24 protein-coding genes, 1 tRNA gene, 1 pseudogene and 1 riboswitch are annotated in these 22,981 nt (G+C 69.5%); of the genes and pseudogenes, 18 read left to right on the top strand and 8 right to left on the bottom strand.

What is annotated here, in order from left to right; translation table 11 throughout:
• Positions 1-22: 22 nt before the first annotated feature.
• Genes J7500_RS05135 through J7500_RS05120 form a run of 4 tightly spaced genes read left to right on the top strand, consistent with a single transcriptional unit; the run spans position 23 to position 2,835 of the window.
• Positions 23-1,354, top strand: coding sequence for a S41 family peptidase (locus J7500_RS05135; protein ID WP_294060424.1), 1,332 nt, complete (start codon positions 23-25; stop codon positions 1,352-1,354).
• 6 nt (positions 1,355-1,360) lie between these two features.
• A complete protein-coding gene (locus J7500_RS05130; protein ID WP_294060423.1) occupies positions 1,361-1,846 on the top strand; it encodes a disulfide bond formation protein B in 486 nt (161 codons plus the stop codon).
• Positions 1,843-2,376, top strand: a complete 534-nt coding sequence (locus tag J7500_RS05125; RefSeq protein ID WP_294060421.1) for a demethoxyubiquinone hydroxylase family protein — start codon at positions 1,843-1,845, stop codon at positions 2,374-2,376. The genes J7500_RS05130 and J7500_RS05125 overlap by 4 nt, the downstream gene beginning before the upstream one ends.
• A gap of 51 nt (positions 2,377-2,427) precedes the next feature.
• Positions 2,428-2,835 carry a hypothetical protein gene (locus J7500_RS05120; RefSeq protein ID WP_294060420.1) on the top strand — a complete coding sequence of 136 codons (408 nt, stop codon included), beginning with the start codon at positions 2,428-2,430 and terminating at the stop codon, positions 2,833-2,835.
• 85 nt (positions 2,836-2,920) lie between these two features.
• Here the strand turns inward: J7500_RS05120 and J7500_RS05115 are convergent, their stop codons facing one another.
• Both J7500_RS05115 and J7500_RS05110 read right to left on the bottom strand, forming a co-directional pair.
• Positions 2,921-4,156: a hypothetical protein gene (locus J7500_RS05115; protein ID WP_294060419.1), complete on the bottom strand. Its 1,236-nt coding sequence runs from the start codon at positions 4,154-4,156 to the stop codon at positions 2,921-2,923.
• A 39-nt stretch (positions 4,157-4,195) separates the two neighbouring features.
• Positions 4,196-6,346 carry an AsmA family protein gene (locus J7500_RS05110; protein ID WP_294060418.1) on the bottom strand — a complete coding sequence of 717 codons (2,151 nt, stop codon included), beginning with the start codon at positions 6,344-6,346 and terminating at the stop codon, positions 4,196-4,198.
• A 167-nt stretch (positions 6,347-6,513) separates the two neighbouring features.
• Between J7500_RS05110 and rpmI the strand changes: the two genes are divergently transcribed.
• The 9 genes from rpmI (at position 6,514) to J7500_RS05065 (ending at position 13,699) form a co-directional block, all read left to right on the top strand.
• Positions 6,514-6,717 carry a 50S ribosomal protein L35 gene (gene rpmI / locus J7500_RS05105; RefSeq protein WP_294060417.1) on the top strand — a complete coding sequence of 68 codons (204 nt, stop codon included), beginning with the start codon at positions 6,514-6,516 and terminating at the stop codon, positions 6,715-6,717.
• A 14-nt stretch (positions 6,718-6,731) separates the two neighbouring features.
• A complete protein-coding gene (gene rplT, locus J7500_RS05100; RefSeq protein WP_294060416.1) occupies positions 6,732-7,097 on the top strand; it encodes a 50S ribosomal protein L20 in 366 nt (121 codons plus the stop codon).
• Positions 7,098-7,183: 86 nt separating this feature from the next.
• Positions 7,184-7,804 (top strand): LysE family translocator, encoded by a 621-nt coding sequence (locus tag J7500_RS05095; protein ID WP_294060415.1) that lies wholly within the window; start codon positions 7,184-7,186, stop codon positions 7,802-7,804.
• 58 nt (positions 7,805-7,862) lie between these two features.
• On the top strand, positions 7,863-8,957 hold the full coding sequence (gene pheS, locus J7500_RS05090; RefSeq protein WP_294060414.1) for a phenylalanine--tRNA ligase subunit alpha: 1,095 nt from the start codon (positions 7,863-7,865) through the stop codon (positions 8,955-8,957).
• Positions 8,954-11,338: a phenylalanine--tRNA ligase subunit beta gene (gene pheT, locus J7500_RS05085; RefSeq protein ID WP_294060413.1), complete on the top strand. Its 2,385-nt coding sequence runs from the start codon at positions 8,954-8,956 to the stop codon at positions 11,336-11,338. Before pheS ends, pheT begins: the two co-directional genes overlap by 4 nt.
• 4 nt (positions 11,339-11,342) lie before the next feature.
• Positions 11,343-11,771 (top strand): hypothetical protein, encoded by a 429-nt coding sequence (locus tag J7500_RS05080; RefSeq protein ID WP_294060412.1) that lies wholly within the window; start codon positions 11,343-11,345, stop codon positions 11,769-11,771.
• A 191-nt stretch (positions 11,772-11,962) separates the two neighbouring features.
• On the top strand, positions 11,963-12,709 hold the full coding sequence (locus tag J7500_RS05075; protein WP_294060410.1) for an SDR family NAD(P)-dependent oxidoreductase: 747 nt from the start codon (positions 11,963-11,965) through the stop codon (positions 12,707-12,709).
• 4 nt (positions 12,710-12,713) lie between these two features.
• Positions 12,714-13,580: an aldose 1-epimerase family protein gene (locus J7500_RS05070; RefSeq protein ID WP_294060409.1), complete on the top strand. Its 867-nt coding sequence runs from the start codon at positions 12,714-12,716 to the stop codon at positions 13,578-13,580.
• Between the two features lie 43 nt (positions 13,581-13,623).
• Positions 13,624-13,699, top strand: a tRNA-Val gene (locus J7500_RS05065).
• A 24-nt stretch (positions 13,700-13,723) separates the two neighbouring features.
• Here J7500_RS05065 and J7500_RS05060 read toward each other — a convergent pair.
• Both J7500_RS05060 and J7500_RS05055 read right to left on the bottom strand, forming a co-directional pair.
• On the bottom strand, positions 13,724-14,191 hold the full coding sequence (locus tag J7500_RS05060) for a cupin domain-containing protein (RefSeq protein ID WP_294060408.1): 468 nt from the start codon (positions 14,189-14,191) through the stop codon (positions 13,724-13,726).
• 107 nt (positions 14,192-14,298) lie between these two features.
• A complete protein-coding gene (locus J7500_RS05055; protein ID WP_294060407.1) occupies positions 14,299-15,684 on the bottom strand; it encodes a sulfatase-like hydrolase/transferase in 1,386 nt (461 codons plus the stop codon).
• Positions 15,685-15,896: 212 nt separating this feature from the next.
• Here J7500_RS05055 and J7500_RS05050 point away from each other — a divergent pair, with 212 nt between their 5' ends.
• Positions 15,897-16,307: a DUF2147 domain-containing protein gene (locus J7500_RS05050; RefSeq protein ID WP_294060406.1), complete on the top strand. Its 411-nt coding sequence runs from the start codon at positions 15,897-15,899 to the stop codon at positions 16,305-16,307.
• 19 nt (positions 16,308-16,326) lie between these two features.
• On the opposite strand, the gene J7500_RS05045 is transcribed toward J7500_RS05050, so the two are convergent.
• The gene (locus tag J7500_RS05045) at positions 16,327-17,934 is read right to left on the bottom strand and encodes an NAD(P)/FAD-dependent oxidoreductase (protein WP_294060404.1); all 1,608 of its coding nucleotides are present in this window, start codon (positions 17,932-17,934) and stop codon (positions 16,327-16,329) included.
• A gap of 113 nt (positions 17,935-18,047) precedes the next feature.
• Between J7500_RS05045 and J7500_RS05040 the strand changes: the two genes are divergently transcribed.
• Positions 18,048-18,698, top strand: a complete 651-nt coding sequence (locus J7500_RS05040) for a glutathione S-transferase family protein (RefSeq protein ID WP_294060402.1) — start codon at positions 18,048-18,050, stop codon at positions 18,696-18,698.
• 76 nt (positions 18,699-18,774) lie between these two features.
• On the opposite strand, the gene J7500_RS05035 is transcribed toward J7500_RS05040, so the two are convergent.
• Positions 18,775-19,359 carry a helix-turn-helix domain-containing protein gene (locus J7500_RS05035; protein WP_294060400.1) on the bottom strand — a complete coding sequence of 195 codons (585 nt, stop codon included), beginning with the start codon at positions 19,357-19,359 and terminating at the stop codon, positions 18,775-18,777.
• Positions 19,360-19,451: 92 nt separating this feature from the next.
• On the opposite strand from J7500_RS05035, the gene J7500_RS05030 reads away from it, so the two are divergent.
• The gene (locus J7500_RS05030) at positions 19,452-19,919 is read left to right on the top strand and encodes a DUF6456 domain-containing protein (protein ID WP_294060399.1); all 468 of its coding nucleotides are present in this window, start codon (positions 19,452-19,454) and stop codon (positions 19,917-19,919) included.
• 62 nt (positions 19,920-19,981) lie between these two features.
• A pseudogene (locus J7500_RS05025) lies at positions 19,982-20,566 on the top strand (UdgX family uracil-DNA binding protein); the annotation flags it as partial.
• 57 nt (positions 20,567-20,623) lie between these two features.
• On the opposite strand, the gene J7500_RS05020 reads toward J7500_RS05025, so the two are convergent.
• Positions 20,624-21,322, bottom strand: a complete 699-nt coding sequence (locus J7500_RS05020) for a DJ-1/PfpI family protein (protein ID WP_294060398.1) — start codon at positions 21,320-21,322, stop codon at positions 20,624-20,626.
• 18 nt (positions 21,323-21,340) lie between these two features.
• Positions 21,341-21,422, bottom strand: a riboswitch (ZMP/ZTP riboswitch).
• Positions 21,423-21,551: 129 nt separating this feature from the next.
• On the opposite strand from J7500_RS05020, the gene J7500_RS05015 reads away from it, so the two are divergent.
• The gene (locus J7500_RS05015) at positions 21,552-21,944 is read left to right on the top strand and encodes a hypothetical protein (protein ID WP_294060397.1); all 393 of its coding nucleotides are present in this window, start codon (positions 21,552-21,554) and stop codon (positions 21,942-21,944) included.
• Here the strand turns inward: J7500_RS05015 and J7500_RS05010 are convergent.
• A complete protein-coding gene (locus J7500_RS05010; protein ID WP_294060396.1) occupies positions 21,916-22,860 on the bottom strand; it encodes a winged helix DNA-binding protein in 945 nt (314 codons plus the stop codon). The two genes, J7500_RS05015 and J7500_RS05010, sit on opposite strands and share 29 nt — an antisense overlap.
• Between the last annotated feature and the right edge of the window lie 121 nt (positions 22,861-22,981).

Raw genomic sequence — 22,981 nt, 5'->3', positions numbered from 1 at the left:
CCGCCTTTCGGAAAGTCGTTTGATGCTTCGTTCGTTTCTTCAGGTTACCGCCGCGGTCGGCGCGCTCGCCCTAGTTCCGGTCGCTTCGGGCGCGATGGCGGGAGTCGATACCGAGAGCTACCGCGAGCTCGACACCTTCATGGAAGTCTACAACACCGTGAAGGCCAATTACGTCGAGAAGGTCGACGACAAGCGGCTGGTCGAAGGCGCGATCCAGGGCATGCTCGCCGCGCTCGATCCGCACAGCAGCTATGCCGAAGGGCTCGATTTCGACAATCTCAAGATCCAGACCGACGGCAATTACGGCGGGCTCGGCCTCACCGTCACGCAGGAAGACGGCGCAGTGAAGGTGATCGCGCCGACCGAGGACACGCCCGCCGCGCGCGCCGGCATCAAATCGGGCGACTATATCACCCACCTCGACGGCAAGTTCATCGTCGGCGGCGAGCTCGACGACGCGATCGAGCAGATGCGCGGCCAGCCGGGCACCAAGATCACACTCACCGTGATCCGCCCGGGCACCGACAAGCCGCTCCAGTTCACGCTGACGCGCGAGATCATCGTCCAGAAGCCCGTGAAGTGGGAGGTCAAGGACGGCGTCGGCATCATCAACATCAACACCTTCACTGCCCAGACCGGCGCCGACACGGTCAAGGCGATCCAGGGGATCGAGAAGCAGCTCGGCCACAAGCCGCTCGGCTATGTCGTCGATCTGCGCTCCAACGGCGGCGGGCTGCTCGGCGAGGCGATCCACGTCTCCGACGTCTTCCTGACCCACGGCGAGATCGTCTCGCAGCGCGGGCGCGAGAAGGACGACATCGAACGCTATTACGCCGAATCGATGGTCCCCGGCGACGTGACCGGCGGGCTGCCGGTCGTCGTGCTCGTCGACGCCGGCACGGCGTCCGCGTCGGAGATCGTCGCGGGCGCGCTCCAGGACCATCATCGCGGCCTCGTCATGGGCGTGCGCAGCTTCGGCAAGGGCTCGGTGCAGACGCTCCTCCCGATGGGCCCGCGCGCCATGCTGCGCCTCACGACTGCGCGCTACTACACGCCGTCGGGCCATTCGGTGCAGGAGGGCGGCATCAAGCCCGACCTGCTCGTGCCGCAGATCTCGGACCCCGACTACAAGACGCGGCCGATCCTGCGCGAGGCCGACCTGCGCCGTCACTTGATCAACTCCGAGAAGGTCGACGATTCGGTGCTCGAGGAAGACGCGCGCACCGATCCGCGCTTCGCCGCGACGCCCGAGGAGCTCAAGAAGAAGGGCATCGACGACTTCCAGCTCCATTATGCGCTGCAGACGATCGCGCGCTCGGGTGGCAAGCTGCCCCAAGTCGCCAAGGGCCGCTGAGCCGCGATGCGGACCGACGGGCTCGTCAAGGCGCGCTGGATCGCGCTCCTGCTCCCGCTCGCGCTGATGGCGGGGGCGCTTGGCTCGCAATATCTCGGCGGGCTGATCCCGTGCGAGATGTGCATGTGGCAGCGCTGGCCGCATTATGCCGCGATCGTCGTCGCCGCGCTGTCGTTCGTGGTGCGCCCGCGCCCGGTGCAGATGCTGTTCGTGCTCTTCGCCGGCGTGCTGATCGCAGTCAGCGGCGCGATCGGCGTGTTCCACGCCGGCGTCGAATATCATTGGTGGCCCGGAATCACGGCCTGCACCACCAGCGTCACGCCCAACGCCGATCCGATGGCGATGCTCACCGAGGCACTGCGCAAGCCGCTCGTGCGTTGTGATGCTCCGCAATGGTCGTTGTTCGGAATCAGTCTCGCGGGCTTCAACGCGATCCTCTCGGTGGCGGGAGCCGTGGCGATCTTCGCGCTCGCGCCGCGGAAAGCCCGATGAGCTGGAAGCCGGGCGATCGCCGCGACACGCGCGACCGGATGGTCCGCGTCGATCAGGCGGGCGAATACGGCGCGACGCGCATCTACGCCGGCCAGCTCGCGGTGATGGGCGATCGCACGCCCGCCGCGCGCACGATCAACGGCATGGCCAACCAGGAGGAGCGCCACCGCGCCTTCTTCGACGCGATGATCGCCGCGCGCGGCGTCCGCCCCACATTGCTCCAGCCCTTCTGGAATGTCGCCGGCTTCGCGCTCGGCGCCGCGACTGCGGCGATCGGACCCGACGCCGCGATGGCCTGCACCGCGGCCATAGAGACCGAGATCGATCTCCATTATCAGCAGCAGCTTCAGGAGCTGGGTGACGACGATCCCGAGCTGAGCGACGCAGTCGACCGCTTCCGCGAGGAGGAAGTCGAGCATCTCGACACTGCGCTCGCCTCGGGCGCGGAGAACACTTTCGGCTATCCGGTGCTGTTCACGCTGATCCGCACCGGCTGCCGCGCCGCCATTGCGCTGTCGAAACGGATATGACAGGCCCTGTTCAGCGTTGACGCCGCAACAGGGTACGCGAGGAGAAGCAAGATGCTGAAGCAGATCGCAACCGCGGCCGCGCTGGTCGCCGCTCCGCTGCTGGTCCCTTCGGCCGCGCTCGCGCAGAATGCGGGACAGGGCGGCGTTCTCGTCATTTTCGGCAACGACAAATGCCCGACCAACAGCGACGGCGAGGAAATCGTCGTCTGCCAGCGGCTCGACGAGGCCGAGCGTTTCCGCATCCCGCCGAACCTGCGCGCACCCACCGGCCGCCCGCAGGCGAACGAAAGCTGGGCGCTGCGCTCGCAGGCCGCGCTCGAGGCGGGCCAGACCGGCACCGGAAGCTGTTCGACCGTCGGCCCCGGCGGCCAGACCGGCTGCTTCGTCCGCCAGGCCACCCGTGCCCGCGCCGAAACCCGCGCCCGCCAGGCTGCCCAGACCGACCTGCCGCTGCCCTGACGTCCGGTTTCCCCTTCCTGAAAAGGGCGGGGATCAAGGGGTGGGTGTAGCGGCGGGCGAGGCTCGATGCCTCGGCCGGCGCTTTTCAGCTCGACGCTCTCGAGTCCTTGGCACCACCTCCGATCCACTCCGGCGGCGCCAGCAGCACGCAGTCCACGATCAGCCACAGCATCGCCGCGGCCCGAAACGCCGCCGCCAGCGCGATGTGCGTATAGCTCGCCGCCGGCCACAGCCCCTCGTTGCCCGCGAACCACCAGAATTCGGCGAAATAGGCGGCCACGTCGCCGAGCACGAAGAACGCCACCGGCAGCAGCCGCGGCGCAGTCATAAGCAGCAGTGGGTAGAGCCACAGGTCGAACTGCGGCGAATAGACTTTGTTGGTGAGCATGAACCAGGCGAGCAGCGGTGTGGTCAGCAGCCACATCCGTTCGCGGTGGCGGAACCAGCCGATCCCCAATATGGCCGCCGCCCCGCCCAGGAACAGCACCGCCGCATAGAGGTTGCGCTGCTCGGTCGAGGTGACCCACCAGCCCATGTTGCCCAGCACGTCCCAGCTTCCCGCAGCGGTACCGGGCCGATCCTGCGAGAAGAGATAGAATTGCGCCCAATTCTGCGGCGCGAGCAGCGCGACGGGCGCGTTGACCAGCGCCCAGCTTCCGATCGCCGCCGCGGTCGCGCTTGCCGCCCGCAGGATCCGACGCGGCCAGGGTCGGTCGCGCGTCAGCAGCGCCGTGAGCCCGATCGGTGGCAGCGCCAGCGCGGGAAAGAGCTTGGCCGCCGCGCCCAGCGCCGCCATCGCCGCGCCTGTCGCCAGCCTTCCCTTGCGCGCGAGCAGCAGCGCCGCGACCATCAGCGCGGCGGCGGCGAGATCCCAATTATGCCCGACGTAGAGGATCAGCGGCGGAGCGCACGCCCACCACCACAGCCGGCGGCGGTCCATGCCGGCCTCGAGGAACATCCACAGGATCAGCCCGGCGATCGCCGCATTGGCGATCGTCACCACCCCCAGGAAATGCCCCTCGCGCACATGCTTGCCGAACAGCAGGTGCGCGGCGGCGCCCTCGACGCCGATCTGTGCGCCGGTGAGCACCGGATATTCGATCGGCACCTGGAGATAGGGAATCTTGCCCTCGGCGACACCGCGCCCGCTCCAGAAGGGCATCACGTCGTTGTAGCAGCCGGTGGTATATTGCTCGCCGCCGGTCCAGCCGCCGGGCACGCAATGCCCCTTGAACAACCAGCCCGCGCTGCAGGTGACGAGCAGCGCCAGCCACAGCACCGCACGCCGCCAGTCCACGTCTTCCCTCAGCCGCCACCCCATGCCCGCTGCCTAGGGCGGGCGGACGCGCCCCGCAACGGTTCAGAAGATGCCCAGGAACTTCTTGCGCTGCTTCTTGCGCTCGGGTGCCGACTGCTTGCCGCTCTCCGACTTGGCGGTCGTGCCGCGCCCGACATCGTCGCGCGGCCGCCCTTTTACGTCGCGCTGCGACCAGGCATGCGCGCCTGCCAGCACCGGCCCGCAGTCGGCAGCCTTGGCGTCGCCCACGTCGACGAAGGCGATCACCGCCGCCAGCGGGCTCACCAGGGCGCCCAGCCCCAGCCCGGCGCCCGCGCGCCCGATCAGCTCGGGGCTGATCACGTCGATCGTCGGACGGGCGAAATAGCCCCCGATCCCCACCGGCGACTGGCCCGAGAAGAGGCTGAACTTCTTGCTGTCGGCGCGGAAGGCGAGATCGATCGACTCGTTCTTGAAGCTGAACCCGCCGCGGCCGAGCATCACGTTCTTGGCGGTGTCGATCAGGATCGGGTCCGCCGCGCCGATGCCGTTGCGCACCGTGAAGCCGATCAGCCCGCAGTTGATCCGCACCGGCTCCTTCAGCTTCTCCTCGAACATCTTCTGGATGAACACGCCGATGTCGAGCTCCGCGAGTTCGGTGTTGCGCGTCCACATCGATCCACTCGGCATGATGATGGCGATGCGCCCGTTCGAATTGGCGAGCGAATCGCGCACGCTGTTGCCGGTGCCGGTCATCTGCACCCGCGCCTTGAGCGTCCCGCTCGTCCCCGACTGCTCGACGCCGAAGCCCGCGAGCAGCGTTCCCATCGGCGTCGGCGAGAGGCGGATGTCGTATTCGGTGAAGACCGGCTCGCGCCGCGCGTTGATTGTGATGTCCGAGCTCACCGTCCCGCGCGCCATCGAGAAGTTGAGCGGCGAGAGCTTGAGCAGCCGGTTGTCGAGGTCGAGCCCCAGCGTGACGTTCGACACCGGCAGGCTTTCGGCGCGTACCGTCCGCACCGTCCAGTCGACCTTCGCATCGAAGTTCTTCAGCGCCTCCACCCGCAACGGCGCGTCCGGCAGCACGCGCGGCGTGCCGCCGACCTGCTCGATCGCGCCCGCCTTGCCCTGCGCCTCGAGCTTGTTGGGGTTGTAGCCGATGAACGGCCCCGCATCGACGATGTCGAGCACGCGCGTGGCGAGGTTCGCGGTCAGCAGCATCCGCGGCTCGCGCGAGGTGATGGTGAAGCGCCCCGCCAGGTCGCTGTCGCCGAATCGGCCGCGCAGCCCGGTGAAGCGCCACTCGTTGCCGTGCTTGGTGAAGGCCGATCGCAGCCGGTAGCTGCGCGTGTCGGGCACCGCGATTCCCGCGACCGAGAAGATGTCGGCGAGATTCTGCCCGCGCGCGTCCATGTGCAGATCGGCGCCCTCGATCTCGGTCGCGCCCGGCAGCGTGCCCGACACGTCGATGCTGGTGCGCACGCCCTCGGCATGGAGCTGGAGCCGGTTGCGCCCGCCCGCAACGGTGGCGTTGGGCGTCAGCAACGCGCCCGAAAGCGTGAAGCGCGTCTTGCGCGCCGTGCCGTTGCCGTCGAAGCCGATCCGGCTGGCGAACTGGGTGTCGCGCGCCTCGACCGTGTGGATGCGGATCGCAGCCTCGATCTCCATCTGCGGATTGACGTAGCGGACCTGCGTGCCGCGCACGAGCGCGCGCCGGATGATCGGCAGGTCGAGCGGCTCGCCCTTCTGCTCGCCGAAGGTCCAGGTGTTGCGCTTGCCCGAGGCATCCCACTGCAGGTCGACATGCCCCTCGTCGAGGCCCAGCCAGTTGATCCGCTCATGACCGATAATCAGGCTCCAGGTCGAGAGTCGCGTGTCGATCTTCTTCGCCGCGAAGAAATTGCCGCGCCCCGCCCATTCGGGGTTGGAGATCGTCAGCCCTTCGGCGAGGAACTTGACGTTGATCGGCGCGAAATAGAGCTGGAAATCGCCCCCGACATGCACCTGCCGCCCGGTCTCGGCGGCGACGATCCGCTCGAACGTGCCCTTCAGGAAGCGCCCCTTGGTGACGAACAGCACGGCCCAGGCGAGCACCACCAGCCCGATCAGGCTGGTGAGCACCGCGATCGTGGCAGCGAGCGGCGTGCCGAGCGCGCGCATCGGCCGCGCGGCCGCGGATTCGCGGGGCGAGGGCGCCGCTTCGGCGGCCGACAGGGGCGCATCGCGGTCTGCCATGGGAGGGAAAAAGCCGCTCGGGGCGAAGGGGTTCCCCTGCGGCGCGCCCGCCGGTTGCATTGCCGCGGCGCATCCGCTAAGGGGCCGCCTTTCCGCGATCGTAGGGATGCGCCGGCTGAATGGGCTGCCGCGCGTGTCCGCAATCGTCGAACTACAAGGAGACGAAAATGCCCAAGCTCAAGACGAAGAGCGGCGTCAAAAAGCGCTTCAAGCTCACCGCCACCGGCAAGGTGAAGCACGGAGTCGCCGGTAAGCGCCACCGCCTGATCTCGCACAATGCGAAGTACATCCGCCAGAACCGCGGCACCAGCGTGCTGTCCGACGCCGACGTGGCTCACGTCAAGGCGTGGGCGCCCTACGGTCTGAAGTAAGGGAGGCCTAGACAATGGCACGAGTGAAGCGTGGCACGACCACCAAGGCGAAGCACAAGCGCATTTTGGATCAGGCGAAGGGCTATTATGGCCGTCGCAAGAACACGATCCGCATCGCGCGCCAGGCCGTCGAAAAGGCCGGCCAGTACGCCTATCGCGACCGCAAGGTTAAGAAGCGCACGTTCCGCGGTCTGTGGATCCAGCGCATCAACGCCGGCGTCCGCGCCGAGGGCCTGACCTATTCGCAGTTCATGCACGGCCTCAAGCTGGCCGGCATCGATCTCGACCGGAAGGTCCTGGCCGACATCGCCATGAACGAGACCGAGGCGTTTAGCGCCATCGTCGCGCAGGCGAAGGCGGCACTGCCCCAGGCCGCCTGAAGCGACCTGTAGCGCAAGCTGAAAACGGGGCGTCGGTGGCAACACCGGCGCCCTTTTTCTTGGCCTCGAGGAAGGGAGACGAATCGATGGCACTGCAGACCTGGTGGCTCTACGTCACCGCCGTGTTCCTGATCTCGGCCACGCCGGGGCCGAACATGCTCCACGTCATGGTCCAGAGCATCCACCACGGCCCGCGCCGCGCGATCTTCTCGATGGCCGGGCTGATGAGCGCGGTGCTGCTCTGCCTGCTCGCCTCCGCCGCCGGGCTCGGCGCGCTGCTCAAGGCGGCGCCGATGCTCTACGACGCGCTGCGCTACGCCGGCGTCGCCTATCTCGTCTGGCTGGGGATCAAGGCCTGGCGCGCACCCGTCGCCGCGAGCGACGCCGCCGATCCGCGCACTCCGCCCTCGGCGCGCGCGCTCTACGCCGCCGGGCTCGGCACCGGGCTTTCCAATCCCAAGCTGATCGTCTTCGCCGCCGCGCTCTTCCCCCAATTCCTCGACACCAGCCGTCCCTTCTGGACCCAGCTCGGCATCCTCGTCGCCAGCTTCGTCGTGATCGAGACCTTCTGGTACTCGGTCTATGCGCTCGGCGGCCGCTCGCTCGCACGCTGGCTGGCACCCGCCAACCGCCAGCGGCTGTTCAACCGCGCCACCGGGCTGATGTTCATCGGCTTCGGCGGCGCACTGCTCGGGCACCGGGTATAGGCTTGACGCGCGGCCCCGTCTGGGGTTCGGGCCTCCACGTGACAGAGAACGGAAACCAATGACCACCGATCTAGACCAGCTCCGCGCCGACCTGCTCGCGTCGATCGACGTCGCCGCGGGGCTCGATGCGCTGGAGACGCTGCGCGTCCATGCGCTCGGCAAGCAGGGCGTGGTGACCGGCCTGCTCAAGACGCTCGGCGGCATGAGCCCCGAGGAGCGCCAGAGCGAGGGGCCCCGCATCCACGGCCTACGCGAGTCGGTGACCGAGGCGCTCGCGCAGCGCAAGGCGCTGCTCGAACGCGCCGCGCTCGACGCGCGCCTCGCCAGCGAGACGCTCGACATGACGCTGCCGGTCGACGCGGCCGCGTCCGGCACCGTCCACCCGGTCAGCCAGGTGATGGACGAGCTCGCCGAGATCTTCGCCGACCTCGGCTTCTCGGTCGCCACCGGCCCCGAGATCGAGGACGACTGGCACAATTTCACGGCGCTCAACATCCCGGAGACGCATCCGGCGCGCGCGATGCACGATACCTTCTATCTCGCCGGCGAGCATGAGCGGCCGATGGTGCTGCGCACGCACACCAGCCCCGTGCAGATCCGCACGATGACGAGCCAGCAGCCGCCGATCCGCATCATCGCGCCCGGCCGCGTCTATCGGTCGGATTCGGACGCCACCCACACGCCGATGTTCCACCAGATCGAGGGGCTGGTGATCGACAAGGGGATCACGCTCGGTCACCTCAAATGGACGCTCGAGACCTTCCTCAAGGCCTTCTTCGAGCGCGACGACATCGTGCTGCGGCTGCGCCCCAGCTATTTCCCCTTTACCGAGCCTTCGGCCGAGGTCGACGTCGGCTACACCGTGATCAACGGCAAGCGCGTGATCGGCGGCGATCCCCGCGAGTCCGAGAACGGCGGCTGGATGGAGGTCCTCGGCTCGGGGATGGTGCATCCCAAGGTGATCGCCGCCGCCGGGCTCGACCCCGCCGAATGGCAGGGCTTCGCCTTCGGCACCGGCGTCGATCGCCTCGCGATGCTCAAATATGGGATGGATGACTTGCGCGCCTTCTTCGATGGCGATCTGCGCTGGCTGAAGCACTACGGCTTCTCGGCGCTCGACGTGCCCACGCTCTCGGGGGGAGTCGGCGCATGAAGTTCACGCTCGGCTGGCTCAAGGAGCATCTCGAAACCAGCGCCTCGCTCGACGAGATCGTCGAGGCGCTCACTCGCGTCGGCCTCGAGGTAGAGGGCGTCGAGAACCCCGGCGAGAAGCTCGCCGGCTTCCGCGTCGCGCGCGTGCTCACTGCCGAACGCCATCCCCAGGCCGACAAGCTGCAGGTGCTCACCGTCGACACCGGCGAAGGCGCACCGCTCCAGGTCGTCTGCGGCGCCCCCAATGCTCGCGCTGGCCTCGTCGGCGTGCTCGGCCTTCCAGGCGCAGTGGTGCCGGTCAACGGCATGCAGCTCAAAGTCGCCGCCGTGCGCGGCGTCGAATCGAACGGCATGATGTGCTCGACGCGCGAGCTCGAGCTCGGCGAAGACCATGAGGGCATCATCGAGCTTCCCGCCGACGCCCCCGTCGGCACGCCCTTCGCGGGCTATGCCGGGCTCGACGATCCGGTGATCGACGTGTCGATCACTCCCAACCGCCAGGATTGCATGGGCGTGCGCGGCATCGCGCGCGACCTCGCCGCCGCCGGGCTGGGCGCGCTCCGGCCGCTCGGCGAGGTCTATCGCATGGTGAACGGCCCGATCGCAGGCGAGGGCCCCGGCCCCGACGTGCGCACCGACGATCCCCAGGGCTGCCCCGCCTTCTTCGCCCAGCAGGTCCAGGGCGTCGCCAATGGCGAATCGCCCGAATGGATGCGCCGCAAGCTGACCGCGATCGGCCAGCGCCCGATCTCGGTGCTCGTCGACATCACCAATTTCGTGATGATCGACCTCGGCCGCCCGCTGCACGTCTATGACAAGGCCAAGCTCCAGGGCGGGCTCGTCGCGCGCAAAGCGAAGCCCGGCGAGCAGGTTCTCGTGCTCAACGGCAAGACCTACACGCTCGACGAGACGATGACCGTCATCGCCGACGATGCCCATGTCCACGACATCGGCGGCATCATGGGCGGCGAGGACTCGGGCGTCACCGATACGACCACCGACGTGGTCATCGAATGCGCCTATTTCGATCCCGAGCACATCGCCCGCACCGGCCAGAAGCTCGGCCTCACCAGCGACGCGCGCCAGCGCTTCGAGCGCGGCGTCGATCCCGCGTTCCTCGACGAAGGGCTGGCGATCGCCACCTGGCTGGTGGTCGAGCATTGCGGCGGCACCGCCAGCACCGTCACCCGCGCCGGCGAGCCGCCCGTTGGGGCGAAGGTGCTCAGCTATGATCCCGCGCTCGCCGAGACGCTGGGCGGCCTCGCCGTCCCCGCCGATCGGCAGAAGGCGATCCTCGAACGCCTCGGCTTCGCGGTCGATGCCGGCTGGAACGTCACTGCGCCCAGCTGGCGCCGCGACATCGACGGCCCCGCCGACCTGGTCGAGGAAGTGATCCGCATCGAAGGCATCGACAAGGTGCCCTCGACTCCGCTCGCGCGCGACCCCGGCGTTGCCCGGCCCACCGCCACTGCCGAGCAGAAGCTCGAGCGCCGCCTGCGCCGCACCGCTGCCGCGCGCGGGCTGCACGAAGCCGTGACCTGGAGCTTCATCTCCGAAGCCCAGGCCGCGCCCTTCGGCGGCGGCGCCTGGACGCTCGCCAACCCGATCAGCGAGGACATGAAGGTCATGCGTCCCTCGCTGCTCCCCGGCCTGCTCGCGGCCGCCGAGCGCAACGTGAAGCGCGGCGCCCAGGGCGTGCGGCTGTTCGAGATCGGCCGCCGCTATCTCGCCGACAAGGAGCGGCTCACGCTTGCCGTGGTGCTCGCCGGCAGCCGGTCGCCGCGCGGCTGGCAGGCGGGCAAGGCCCAGCCCTTCGGCGCCTTCGACGCCAAGGCCGAGGCGCTCGCGCTGCTCGAGGCCGCCGGCGCGCCGGTCCCCAACCTCCAGGTCATGGGCGAGGCGGGCGACGTCTATCACCCCGGCCAGTCCGCCACGCTGCGCCTCGGCCCCAAGACCGTGCTCGCGGCCTTCGGCATGGTCCACCCGAGCGTGCTCAAGGCCTTCGACCTCGATGGCGACGTCGCCGCGATCGAGCTCTATCTCGACGCGCTTCCGCCGAAGCGCGGGACCGGCTTCATGCGCCCGGCCTATGCGCCGCCCGCGCTCCAGCCGGTGACGCGCGACTTCGCCTTCCTGGTCCCTTCGACTCTTGCAGCCGGCGACCTGGTCCGCGCGGTCAAGGGCGCCGACAAGGCCGCGATCGTCGATGCGCGGCTGTTCGACGTCTTCACCGGCACCGGCGTGCCCGAGGCGCAGAAGAGCCTCGCGGTCGAAGTCACGCTCCAGCCCGCCGAGAAGAGCTTCACCGAGGCCGATCTCAAGGCCATCGCCGACAAGGTCGTCGCCGCCGCGGCCAAGCTGGGCGCGAGCCTCAGGAGCTGAACCGGTGATCGAGCGGTTCCTCGAGGGGCTGGGCCCGATGATGGAGGACCCGCTCGACACCGAATATCTGGCGGTGATCCTCCCCGGCGATCTCGATCCCTTCGAGCGCCATTATCGCTACTGCGTCACGCTCGACGCCGAGCTGCGCCTCGCGGGGCTCGGCTGCAGCCAGGGCGGCGGCACGATGCTCGGCGCCGAGGATGCCGAAGGCGAGCGCGAGACTCTGTTCTGCGTGGTCGACATCGACGCCATCGACGTCGACGGCGCCCGCGCGCTGCTCCGCATCCACTTGCCCGAGCTCGGCTGCCCGCCGGCCACGCTCATCCAGTACGGCGACCATGAGGATCGCTGGGACGGCGAACGCTGGCACCTCGGCGAAGCGCGCACCAGCTACGAGGACGATCCGAGCCCCTCGCACGACGACGGGGAATGATGGTCAACCGGAGGACAAGCCTGAAGGCGCCGCAGAAGCGATAGCGCGGCATCTGCGGCACACGCACCCTCATCCTCCCACGCGCTAACGCGCGCGCCCTTCCTTCTCCCATCAAGGGAGAAGGTTGTTGGCATTGCCTCATTGGCGATCAATCCGCATAGCCGCACCGAACCAGCCAAGGAGACGAGCCCATGCCCACCGCCCTCATCACCGGCGCCACTGCGGGAATCGGCGAGGCTGCGGTCCGCGCCTTTGCGGCGGCGGGCTGGCGCGTGGTCGCGACCGGCCGGCGCAAGGAGCGGCTCGATGCGCTCGCCACCACGATCAGCGAGAATCGCGTCCACACGCTCGCCTTCGACGTGCGCGACGAAGCCGCGCGCGACGCAGCGCTCCATTCGCTGCCGGAGGAATTCCGCGGCATCGACCTGCTGATCAACAACGCCGGCCTCGCCCTCGGGCTCGAGCCGGCGCAAAAGGCCTCGCTGTCCAACTGGACGACGATGATCGACACCAACATCACGGCGCTGGTGTCGATGACGCACAAGCTCCTGCCGCTGCTCGTCGAGCGCAAGGGCGCGATCATCAACCTGTCATCGGTCGCCGCCAACTACCCCTATCCCGGCGGTAATGTGTATGGCGCGACCAAGTCCTTCGTCCGCCAGTTCAGCCTCAACCTGCGTTCGGACCTGATCGGCACCGGCGTGCGCGTCACTTCGATCGAGCCCGGCATGGTCGAGACCGAATTCACGCTGGTGCGCACCGGCAGCCAGGAAGCCTCCGACAAGCTCTATTCGGGCGTGAACCCGATGACCGCCGAGGACATCGCCAGGACGATGCTCTGGGTCGCCGAGCAGCCCGCGCACCTCAACATCAACAGCCTCGAGCTGATGCCGGTCAACCAGGCCTGGTCGCCTTTCCTCGTCCACCGCGAGGGCTGAGGCGATGATCGAGATCGCCAGCGAGACCCTCTCGGCCTCGATCAACCCGTTCGGCGCCGAGCTCAGCCACCTCCGCGACGCGCAGGGCCGCGAGCTGATGACCGACGCCGACCCGACCTTTTGGTCGGGCCGCGCCCCCCTGCTCTTCCCGATCGTCGGGCGTCTGGCGGGGGATCGCTACCGCCTCGACGGCCGCGACTATCCGCTGCCCCAGCACGGCTTCGCCCGTCGCCAGCCCTTCGCGGCGGTCGAGCAGAGCCCGTCGCGCGCCGTGCTGCGCCTCGCCGCCAATGACGAGACGCGCGCCGCCTATCCGTTCGAATTCACGCTCGATGCCGCCTACACGCTCGCCGGCGCGACGCTGGCGATCGAGATCACCGCCACCAACGCGGGCGATCGCGACATGCCCGTCAGCTTCGGCTTCCACCCCGCCTTCGCCTGGCCGCTCCCCTATGATGGCGCGAAGGAGGACCACCGCATCACCTTCGCCGAGCCCGAGCCCTCGCCGCTCAACCGGATCGAGGCAGGCCTACTCGGCCCCGCCGACCGCCCAACCCCGGTCGAGGGCCGCACCCTGTCCCTCCGCGACGATCTGTTCACCGCCGACGCCCTCGTCTGGCAGCACCCCGCCAGCCGCGCGCTCCGCTACGGCACGCCAATCGGCCCACATCTCGACATCGCCTTTCCAGACATGCCCACGCTCGCGCTCTGGACCAAGCCCGGCGCGCGCTTCCTCTGCGTCGAGCCCTGGCAGGGCCATGCCGACCCCATCGGCTTCGACGGCGAGATCTGGGACAAGCCCGGCATGCTCCGCCTCGCCCCCGGCGAATCGCGCAGCTTCGCGATGCAGGTGACGCTCGCCACCGATTGACCCCGGGGCCAAAACCCCTAGAAACCCCGCACGGCCATGCGCCGGGCGCTTAGCTCAGTTGGTAGAGCATCTCGTTTACACCGAGAGGGTCGGCGGTTCGAGCCCGTCAGCGCCCACCACGTCTCCGGCTTCATCGGCTCTGCCTAGGCGTGCTGGTCCTCGCGCGCCTTGCCCGGCTGGACCGACCATTCCGCCGGCTCGTCGTCGACGTCGGCAGCGGCGTCGGATGCGGTCCTGTGGATCTTGCCGGGCTTATGGTGCGCGGGAGCGTAGACGGCATAGAGCTGCATCGGCTCGTCGCCGATGTTGGTGACGTTGTGCCACATGCCTGCCGGGATCAGCACGCACCAGCCGTCGGACACTTCCCTGTCGAAGGCGAGATCGTCCTTGGCGGTTCCTATCTGGGCGCGGCCCCGGCCAGCATCGAGCCGGAGGAACTGGTCGGTATCGGGATGCATTTCCAGCCCGATGTCTTCGCCCGCCGGGATCGACATCAGCGTTACCTGCAGATAGCGGCCGCTCCACGCGACGGCTCGATAGTCCTGATTCTCGCGCGTCGCCTGCTCGAGATCGAAGCTTTGCGGCGCGGGCCCAATGTCTTCAACGATCATCGCCTGCTCCTTTCGGCTGGAGGGACGGATCCGATCATGCGCGCATTCGACCGAGTCGCAAACACCGGCGCCATGAAAAAGGCCGGCGCTGCGCCTCTCCGCAGGCGCTAGCTGGCTGGAGCCGGCAGCGGCGCTTCGCCGGTCGGGCCCACAGGCGCCTTGCGGTGCAAGCGGATCCACGGCACGCGATCGGGCAGGAACTGCTCGCGCTGGTGCCGGTTGAAGAAGGGCGGGATGTGATCGCCCGTGATCAGGATGTCGGCGATCGGGAAGTCGGGCCGGGTGATCTCCTTCGCCAGCGCCCGGCCGTTGCGGTCGAACAGCTCGAAGATCCGGCACGCCATCGGATTGTCCGCCTCTATCGCGGGATCGAAGCGCTCGCAGTCGGCGGTGCCGAGTTGCGCGTTCCTGGCCACCGGCAGATGCGAGTTGACCGTCAGCCAGTAGAGGAACTGCGGCGTGCGCGCCTGCCGCAGCGTCTCGGAGAGTTGCGCCGGCACGTCGCGGTCGCACGCCCCCGGAAACACGCCTGGGCACCCCTCCGCCCCGTCGGCGCGCAGCCGCTCGCCGAAGCGCATCTCCGCGAAACCGATGTGCGGGTACCAGCGCGACCGCTGGAAGAAGCTGCCCTCGAAGCTGTGCCACGCCTGGGTGTGATAGCCGCGCCGCGCCAGCCGCGCGGGCAGGCAGCCGTTGTCGGCCTTGTCCAGCACTTCGGGATAGTCGCCCCAGCGGCCGCACAGCTCGCGCATCTCGCCGCTGGTGGTCGAGCCGTAATAGAGCGTATCGCCGCTGGTCACGTCATAGAGTCGCCGCACCTCGGGCCGCGCCCAGATGTCGATCAGCTTGCGGCGCAGCACCGGGTCCGCGGGCGCGCCCATCGCCTCCGACATGATCAGCAGCAAATGGCGCCGGTCGCCCGCCGCGCTCTCGAAGCCGCTCTCGCCGACGGCCGAAGTGAAGGCCGCCCCCGGCTCGGCGAAGCGCGTGTACGAGCCGGGGTTGCTCGGCGCGAGCCCATATTCGGCACCCGCCGCGAGCATCACCAGCGCGAAGGCGATCAGCAGGCTGCGCGGATCGTCGAGCACGGTCGGCCGGCGCAGGGCGCGCCACGCCCCCACCAGTGTCGCGAGCAGCGCCAGCATCGCCACCAGATATTCGGGCGATGCAGTCGGGTGGAGCTCGGACGCGAACTGGATCGCCGCCACGAGCGAGGTCGGGTCGAGGTTGAAGATGCCGCTGATATAGGTGAGCACCGACACCACCAGCGCCGCCACGAAGGCGGCGAACTTCACGGCGAAGGGCGCGCGGTGCACCCCCAGCCCCACCGTCCCGGTGACGAGCACCTGGAACACGCGCGGCGGCCCGCCGATGATCCACAGCAGCCAGAAGCTGATGTTGGGCAGCAGCACCCAGCACAGGATCCAGTTGGCCAGCGGTCCGGCCGCCTCGAACCGCGACTTGATCTGCATCGGAAGTAAAGCGGCGCGCATCGTGGCCCCCGGGATCGTTGCGCCGCACGCTATCCGGTATCGGATAAGAATTGGTTTCTGCGCCGTTCAGTATAGCGCACCGCCGGATGAACCCGCGGAACGCGCCGTCGCCCGTCAGCCACATTCTCCATGATCCCCGCTGTCTGTGCATTCCGGCCGGAATGGCGTATATTCCGCCGACGAACGATGGAGCCTGCCGCGAGGGAATCGAGATGCGATCTTTGATTCGAACGCTGCTGCTCGCGCCATTGCTGGTGGCGGGCGCGAGCGCATTCGCCCAGAGTGGCGACGGCACGTTCGGCACGTGGCGGAACAACAGCAGCAGCGTGCACATCCAGGCGCGTCGCTGCGGCGCTTCGATGTGCGGCAAGGTCGTCTGGGCCAGCGCCAAAGCCATCGCCGACGCGCGCAGGGGCGGCACGCCCAACCTCGTCGGGCTCGACCTGTTCCGCGACTTCCGCAAGGATCGAAGGGGCCGCTGGCGAGGCAGGGTCTTCGTCCCCGACCTCAACCGGACCTTCTCAGGCACGGTGGTGGTGCTCGACGCCAACACCGTGAAGGGCACCGGCTGCGCGCTCGGCGGCGTGATCTGCAGGTCCCAGACGCTCACGCGGATCAGATAGCGCGATAGGAGCCTTCGCTTCAGCGAAGCCAGCGGCTCCAAAGACTCCGGTCGCGCAGGATCTCCCGCGCGGCGTTATGTCCCGGCGCCCCCGTCACGCCGCCGCCCGGATGCGTCCCCGATCCGCACATGTAGAGCCCATCGATGGGCGCGCGATAATCGCCGTGCCCCAGCACGGGCCGCGCCGCCCAGAGCTGGTCGAGCGACATGCGCCCGTGGAAGATGTCGCCGCCGATCAGTCCGAACTTGCGCTCGAGGTCGAGCGGCGAGTGGATCTGCCGCGCGATCACCGACGCCCTGAAGTTGGGCGCATGCGCCGTCACCGTATCGATGATCGTATCCGCCGCTTCCTCGCGCGCATCGTCCCAGCTCCGTCCGCCGGGCAGCTCGGGCGCGAACTGCTGGCAGAAGAGGTTCGCGACATGCGCGCCCGGCGGCGCGAGGCTGTCGTCGAGAGTCGAGGGGATCGTCATCTCGACGATCGGCTGCCGCGACCAGCCGAAGGCGCGCGCATCGTCAAAGGCGCGGTCCATATAGTCGAGCCCCGGCGCGATAATGATTCCCGCGCCGTGATGTTCGGCCTGTGCCTTGCCTGGCAGCACGGCGAAATCGGGCAGCTCGGAGAGCGCCACGTTCATCCGGAAGCTCCCCGATGCCGCCTTGAACCCCGCGATACGCCGCCGGAATTCGGGCGAAAGGTCCGCCTCCGCCACCAGCGCGCGATAGAGCAGCAGCGGCCCGACATTCGCTGCCACCACGGGCGCCGCGATCTCCTCGCCGCTCTCCAGCCGCACGCCCGCAGCCCTGCCGCCGTCGACCAGCACGCGCGCGACCGGCGCCTCCAGGCTGATCTCCACCCCCGCTGCCTCGCACGCGCGCGCCATCGCCTGCGTGATCGCGCCCATCCCGCCGATCGCATGCCCCCAGGCGCCCTTCTTCCTGTTCACTTCGCCGAAGACATGGTGGAGCAGCACATAAGCCGATCCCGGCGTGCTCACGCCGGCATAATTGCCCACCACGGCATCGAAGGCGAAAGCGCTCTTGATCCGGTCGTCCTCGAACCAGCCGTCGAGGAAGTCGCGCGCGCTCCGCGTGAACAGCGCGAGCAGGTCGCGCTGCGCCTCCAGCGCCAGCCCCGCTACCCGCCGCCCCTGCCCGGCTGCGGCCAGCAGCGCCCGCAGCCCGCCGCCGGCGTTGGGCGGAGTCCGCAGCGCCAGGTCGCGCAGCACGTCGGCGATGCGGCCCAGCGCCGCCTCATAGGCCGGGAGCGCCGCGGCGTCGTGCGCGCTGAACCGGGCGAACTCGGCCTGCGTCCGCGCCGTGCCCCCGCCGAGCTTCAGATAATCGTCGGCGAAGGGCAGGAAATTGGCGATCGGCCGCTCGACCACGCGATAGCCGTGATCGTAAAGCCGCATGTCCGCGATCACGCGCGGCTGGAGCAGGCTCACTGTGTAGCTCGCGGTCGAGTTGCGGAAGCCGGGATGGAATTCCTCGGTCGCCGCCGCGCCGCCCACGACATGCCGCCGCTCGAGCACGCGCACCTTGAGCCCCGCGCGCGCGAGATAAAAGGCGCACACCAGCCCGTTGTGCCCGCCACCGACGATCAGCGCGTCATATCGCCTGGTCAATCGCCCCTCCTGCTCCCTCCCGTCCTACCGGTATCCCTCCGTGTTCGAAAGCGGCCCGACGCAGTTGCCAACAGCCGCTTCAGGAGCCATCCTCCCCCAGCCGGAGGTTCACCATGACCGTCACCATCACAGCCTTCGAACGCTCGCCCGACCGCGGCCAGGGCCTCGCGCGCGACATGCGCGTGCGCTGGGCGCTCGAGGAAGTCGGCCAGCCCTATGACGTGCGCCTGCTCTCCTTCGTCGCACTGAGGGCGCCCGAGCACCTTGCGCGCAATCCCTTCGGCCAGATCCCCACCTATGAGGAAGACGGCCTCACGCTGTTCGAATCGGGCGCGATCCTGCTCCGCATCGCCGAGCGCCACTCCGGCCTGCTCCCCGAGGACCCCGACGCCCGCGCCCGCTCCATCGCCTGGATGTTCGCCGCGCTCACCACGGTCGAGCCGCCGATCTTCGAGCTCTCGCTGGCCACCATCCTCGAACGCGACAAGAGCTGGTTCGCCGAGCGCCAGCCGATGCTCCAGGACCGTGTCCGCACGCGCCTCGACCAGCTCGCCGCGCATCTCGGCGACGGCGAATGGCTCGACGGCAGCTTCAGCGCCGGCGACCTGCTGATGGTAACCGCGCTGCGCCGGCTGGAGAGCTCGGACCTCCTCCACGACTATCCGAGCCTCCAGGCCTATATCGCCCGGGCCGAAGCCCGCCCCGCCTGGCAGCGCGCCTTCGCCGACCAGCTCGCGGTGTTCACGAACAGCGAGCGGACTTAGCTTCGTCCTTCTGGTGAGGAGGCGGGGCAGGATTCTCCGGTCAACGTCACCTATTGGGGCGATGGCGGCCGAAGCCCTACAACCCCCGCACCAGCCTTACCGCGAACGCGATCCACGCCGGGTCCGCCACCACTTGCTGGCGCATCCCCCCGCCCAGCGGGAGCAGGTGGAGCTTGCCCGTGCCTTCCTCGCCCGCCGGCGCCTCGCGGCCGATCAGCCGGCCAAACAGCAAGCGGCCCGCCGGGCGGGGGACCAGCACGTCGCGGTTGAGCGCGCGGCCGAAGTCCTCGGGAGCCAGCCGCTCGCACCAGATCTCATCGCCCGCGCGATAGTCGCCGATGCCGCCGGTCACGGTCACTGCGACCAGCCCCGGCTCGGCGCGCGGCGGCACCACCGATGCCGCGCGGCGCGGAGCCTGGGCGCCGGCGCCGTCGAGCACTGCGGCGACGGCGATCTCGGGCCGCTCGGGCAACCGAACCAGGTCCGCCGCATCGACCCCCAGCGCCGCCGCGATCCGGTTGAGCCAAGCGACCGAGACGGTGCGCGTCCCCGTCTCCAGCCGGCCGATCGTCTGCGCCGTGGTCGGCGGCACGCAGCGGCGCCCGACTTCCTCCAGCGTCATACCCTTCGCGCGCCGCACTTCCCGGATCGCCGTGATCATTGCCGCCCTCCTAACCAAATCGGTTTTTTCACTTTCCTACAACCCGGCGTTTATGGCAAGAGCGAGTCGTGAGAACAAAAGGAGATCATTGCATGCGGCAGCAGCTCGTCGAACGTCCGCTCGACTCCGGCACCGGGGGCCAGGTCCGCCGGCGCAGCGTGACGGTGAACCTCGCCGAATCCCCGCTCGCGTGGCTGCGCGCCCGCGGGCTGGTCGACGCGCGCCAGTATGAGGCGGGCGAGCGGCTGCGCGCCGATTACGAGACCGCGTCGCTCGGGCCGCGAGTGACGGTGCGCTGGGATTCCGCCCCCGCCGCGCGCGGACGCCGGGGCCCGGCCGAACCGCTCGACCCCACGCTCGCGCAGATCGCCGCCAAGCGCCGCTTCGACGCCGCCGTCGCCGCCGCTGGCCCTGGCCTCGCCGACATCCTCTGGCGGGTGGTCTGCGCGGGCGAGGGGCTCACCCCCGCCGAGAAGGCGCTCGGCTGGCCCAGCCGCGCCGCCAAGCTCGTCCTCGGCTTCGCGCTGACGCGCCTCGCCGATCACTATGGCCTCGCCTGAGCGTGGAAAGCTCGGCGCCTCGCTGCGTTGGAGGACGCATGGCTGAAGGCAGCAACATCGCGGCGGCCTGGGCGGCGCTGCGCGAGGATGCGCGCGACTGCACGCGCTGCGACCTCTACAAATGCGGCACCCAGACGGTGTTCGGCGAGGGGCCGGTCGACGCCCGCATGATGTTCGTCGGCGAGCAGCCCGGCGACCAGGAGGACCTTGCCGGCCGCCCCTTCGTCGGCCCCGCCGGGCAGATGTTCGATCGCGCCGTGGCCGAGGCGGGGATCGATCGCGCCGCGGTCTATGTCACCAATGCCGTCAAGCACTTCAAGTTCGAGCGGCGCGGCAAGCGGCGCATCCATTCCAAACCCAATGCCGGCGAGATCGCTGCCTGCCGCTGGTGGTATGGGCATGAGCGCGAGTTGGTCCGCCCGGCGATGACCGTCGCGCTCGGCGCCACTGCGGCACGCCAGATGCTCGGCAAGGCCGTGACGATCACCGCGACGCGCGGCCGCGCGCTCGAGCTGGCCGAGGGCGGGCTCGGCTGGGTGACGATCCACCCGAGCTTCCTGCTGCGCATGCCCGACCGGTCGCGCGCCGAGCAGGAGTTCGCCGCTTTCGTCGCGGATCTGAAGGCCGCGGCCGAGGCGGCGCGCTGAAAAGCCGGGGGAGGGTGTCCACTTTGTCCACTTCCGGCGGCTGTCCACTTCCGCCGCTCAGCCGAAGCCCAGCCCCTTGGCGATCGCCTGCACCTTCTCCCGCCGCCCCGGCGCGAACCGTTCGACCATCGCATGATAGCGCGCGAGCGTCGCGGCATCGGCGCGCTCGGGCGATCCGCTGTCGAACGGCGGGTCGGGGTCATATTCCAGGCTGAGCTGGACCAGCCGCGCATGTTCCTCGCCCCGGATGGCCGCGGTCAGCGCCAGCGCGAAGTCGATCCCCGCGGTCACGCCACCTCCAGTCACGCGGTTGCGGTCGAACACCACGCGTTCGGCCACCGGCTCGGCGCCGAAGAAGGCGAGCTGGTCGCGCGAGGCCCAGTGACTCGTGGCGCGATAGCCGCGGAGCAGCCCGGCAGCGGCGAGCAGCAGCGATCCGGTGCACACGCTGGTCACCCACTCGGCGCCCGCGCCCACCTGCCGCAGCCAGGAGAGCGTCGCCTCGTCCTGCATCGCCGCGACGGTGCCGAAGCCGCCTGGCACGCACAGGATGTCGGTGCGCGGCACGTCGGCGAAGGTCGCGGTGGGAGTGAGCGCGAACTGCGCGTCGGTCGACACCGAATCGCGGCTGGCGGCGACCAGGTCGAGCCTGGCATTGCCCAGCCGCGAGAGCACCTGCGCCGGGCCGGTCAGGTCGAGCTGGGTGACGTCGGGAAAGAGCAGGAAGGCGATGTGGAGCGGCGCGGGGTCGGGCATGTCATCCTCCGGTGGTCCAGGGGGTGCCCAGGCGATGCGGCGTCACGCGGTCCGCACTTCCCAATGGTGCTCCATTCATTCGCCAGTCATGCGGACGGGCGGAATCTACGCCAACCCGCTTCGGGCGCAAGGCCCCTTCGACGGGGCAGGCGGAGCTCCCCTAGGGGAGCCTATCGCCCGGTGGCGAGTTGGGGGCGGAACGAGTCGGTCTGGAACGAAAGGAAGCGCGATGCAGGGTCATCTGCACGGCATTCCGATCCTGCTGGTGGAGCGGGACGGCTTTTGCGCCGCCTATGTGGCGCAGGGTCTCGAACATGCCGGTGCCCGGCTGATCGGCCCCTATGGCACGGGCGAGGAAGCGCTGGCCTGCCTGGCGGACCCGCGCCGCTTCCCCCAAGCCGCGGTGCTCGACGGCTCGGACGCCGACGCGGTCCAGCTCTGCGTGGCGCTCGCCGGGCGCGACATTCCCTTTGTGGTGATCAACCAGCCGCACGATCTGGAGCTCGCCCCCGCCTGCCAGGGCCGGCCGGTCTTCTCCAAGCCCTTCGGCGCCTTCCAGGTGGTCGAGGCGGTCGAGCTGCTCGCCGCCCGGGCTAGACGAGGTGCAGCCCCGCCCGCTTGAGCGCGCCCGTCAGGCCGTGCATGCCCTCCAGCCCCTTGGCGCTGAGGGCGATATAGGCGCGGCGGCGGTCGGCAGGGTCGGGCTGGCGCTCGAACAGGCCGGCGTCGTGGAGCGTGCCGATCCAGCGCAGCGCCGTGGTCGGCGGCACCGCGGCGGCGATGCACAGGCTCGATACCGACACCCGCCGCCGCTCGATGTCGGCGGCGAACAGGTCGAGCAGCATGTCCCAGGCGGGGTCGGCGAACAGCTCGCCGTCGAAGAACTGCGCCCGCATCCGCCGCGCGCGGAGCACCGCGCGGAGCTCGGCGGCGGTCACGCGCACCTCGTCGGTCTCGGGGCCGCGATAGTCGATCCCCGGCGTGCGCACCGGCCCGCTGGTCCGGGGCGCCTCCTCGCCCCGCGTCATCCGCGCCAGCGTGTCGGCGATCCGGGCGACTTCTTCGTGCAGCCGCTGGAGCCGGGCGCGCTCGGCGTCGCGGGTGACGTCGCTCAGCCGCGCCTCGGGCGCCCGCCCGGCGAGCAGCATCGCCAGCGTCCGCTCGGCCGCGCCGGGCTCGCACAATATCTGCCGTCCGGGGCCGAGCAGCGCGCCCGCCACCTGGTCGAGCTGGTGCGGCTCCGCCACCGCGACCACCCCCACGCGCCCGCCCTCGGCGAAGTCGTGGATCTGCCCCAACAGCGCTTCCAGCCGCGCCTCGGCCACGCCCGCGGTCTCGATCGCCACCGCATCGAGCATCGCGATCCGCTCGATCGCCTCCGCGGCGCCTTCGACATCGGTCCGCGCCGTGACGCGCAGCCCCGCGCATTCGGCCGCCTCCTCGGCCAATTGTGCCCGCGCTGGGTCGTCCGCGATCACCAGAAGATTGGGGCGGAGCGCATAGCCGTCACCGCCCGCCATCATGCCCGCCTGCGCCATTTTCGCCCCCAGGTTCGTCTTCTGTTCCAGAGTGCCGCATGCCTCCGAAACGGTTGAGTCGAGCTTCCTCCATAACGGAGCTTTCGTCGCGACGTGCCGGCTCCGGCGTGCGGCGACTGCT

Source organism: Sphingomonas sp., assembly GCF_017744835.1.
Lineage (GTDB): Bacteria > Pseudomonadota > Alphaproteobacteria > Sphingomonadales > Sphingomonadaceae > Sphingomonas.
Note: the sequence above shows the minus strand (reverse complement) of the source record. Positions and strands in the feature narration are given on the sequence as shown.

Bases quoted from the DNA above. Each gene is read 5' to 3' on its own strand.
- J7500_RS05135 (WP_294060424.1), top strand. From the start codon at position 23: ATGCTTCGTTCGTTTCTTCAGGTTACCGCCGCGGTCGGCGCGCTCGCC.
- J7500_RS05130 (WP_294060423.1), top strand. From the start codon at position 1,361: ATGCGGACCGACGGGCTCGTCAAGGCGCGCTGGATCGCGCTCCTGCTC.
- J7500_RS05125 (WP_294060421.1), top strand. From the start codon at position 1,843: ATGAGCTGGAAGCCGGGCGATCGCCGCGACACGCGCGACCGGATGGTC.
- J7500_RS05120 (WP_294060420.1), top strand. From the start codon at position 2,428: ATGCTGAAGCAGATCGCAACCGCGGCCGCGCTGGTCGCCGCTCCGCTG.
- J7500_RS05115 (WP_294060419.1), bottom strand. From the start codon at position 4,156: ATGGGGTGGCGGCTGAGGGAAGACGTGGACTGGCGGCGTGCGGTGCTG.
- J7500_RS05110 (WP_294060418.1), bottom strand. From the start codon at position 6,346: ATGGCAGACCGCGATGCGCCCCTGTCGGCCGCCGAAGCGGCGCCCTCG.
- rpmI (WP_294060417.1), top strand. From the start codon at position 6,514: ATGCCCAAGCTCAAGACGAAGAGCGGCGTCAAAAAGCGCTTCAAGCTC.
- rplT (WP_294060416.1), top strand. From the start codon at position 6,732: ATGGCACGAGTGAAGCGTGGCACGACCACCAAGGCGAAGCACAAGCGC.
- J7500_RS05095 (WP_294060415.1), top strand. From the start codon at position 7,184: ATGGCACTGCAGACCTGGTGGCTCTACGTCACCGCCGTGTTCCTGATC.
- pheS (WP_294060414.1), top strand. From the start codon at position 7,863: ATGACCACCGATCTAGACCAGCTCCGCGCCGACCTGCTCGCGTCGATC.
- pheT (WP_294060413.1), top strand. From the start codon at position 8,954: ATGAAGTTCACGCTCGGCTGGCTCAAGGAGCATCTCGAAACCAGCGCC.
- J7500_RS05075 (WP_294060410.1), top strand. From the start codon at position 11,963: ATGCCCACCGCCCTCATCACCGGCGCCACTGCGGGAATCGGCGAGGCT.
- J7500_RS05070 (WP_294060409.1), top strand. From the start codon at position 12,714: ATGATCGAGATCGCCAGCGAGACCCTCTCGGCCTCGATCAACCCGTTC.
- J7500_RS05060 (WP_294060408.1), bottom strand. From the start codon at position 14,191: ATGATCGTTGAAGACATTGGGCCCGCGCCGCAAAGCTTCGATCTCGAG.
- J7500_RS05055 (WP_294060407.1), bottom strand. From the start codon at position 15,684: ATGCGCGCCGCTTTACTTCCGATGCAGATCAAGTCGCGGTTCGAGGCG.
- J7500_RS05050 (WP_294060406.1), top strand. From the start codon at position 15,897: ATGCGATCTTTGATTCGAACGCTGCTGCTCGCGCCATTGCTGGTGGCG.
- J7500_RS05040 (WP_294060402.1), top strand. From the start codon at position 18,048: ATGACCGTCACCATCACAGCCTTCGAACGCTCGCCCGACCGCGGCCAG.
- J7500_RS05035 (WP_294060400.1), bottom strand. From the start codon at position 19,359: ATGATCACGGCGATCCGGGAAGTGCGGCGCGCGAAGGGTATGACGCTG.
- J7500_RS05030 (WP_294060399.1), top strand. From the start codon at position 19,452: ATGCGGCAGCAGCTCGTCGAACGTCCGCTCGACTCCGGCACCGGGGGC.
- J7500_RS05020 (WP_294060398.1), bottom strand. From the start codon at position 21,322: ATGCCCGACCCCGCGCCGCTCCACATCGCCTTCCTGCTCTTTCCCGAC.
- J7500_RS05015 (WP_294060397.1), top strand. From the start codon at position 21,552: ATGCAGGGTCATCTGCACGGCATTCCGATCCTGCTGGTGGAGCGGGAC.
- J7500_RS05010 (WP_294060396.1), bottom strand. From the start codon at position 22,860: ATGGCGCAGGCGGGCATGATGGCGGGCGGTGACGGCTATGCGCTCCGC.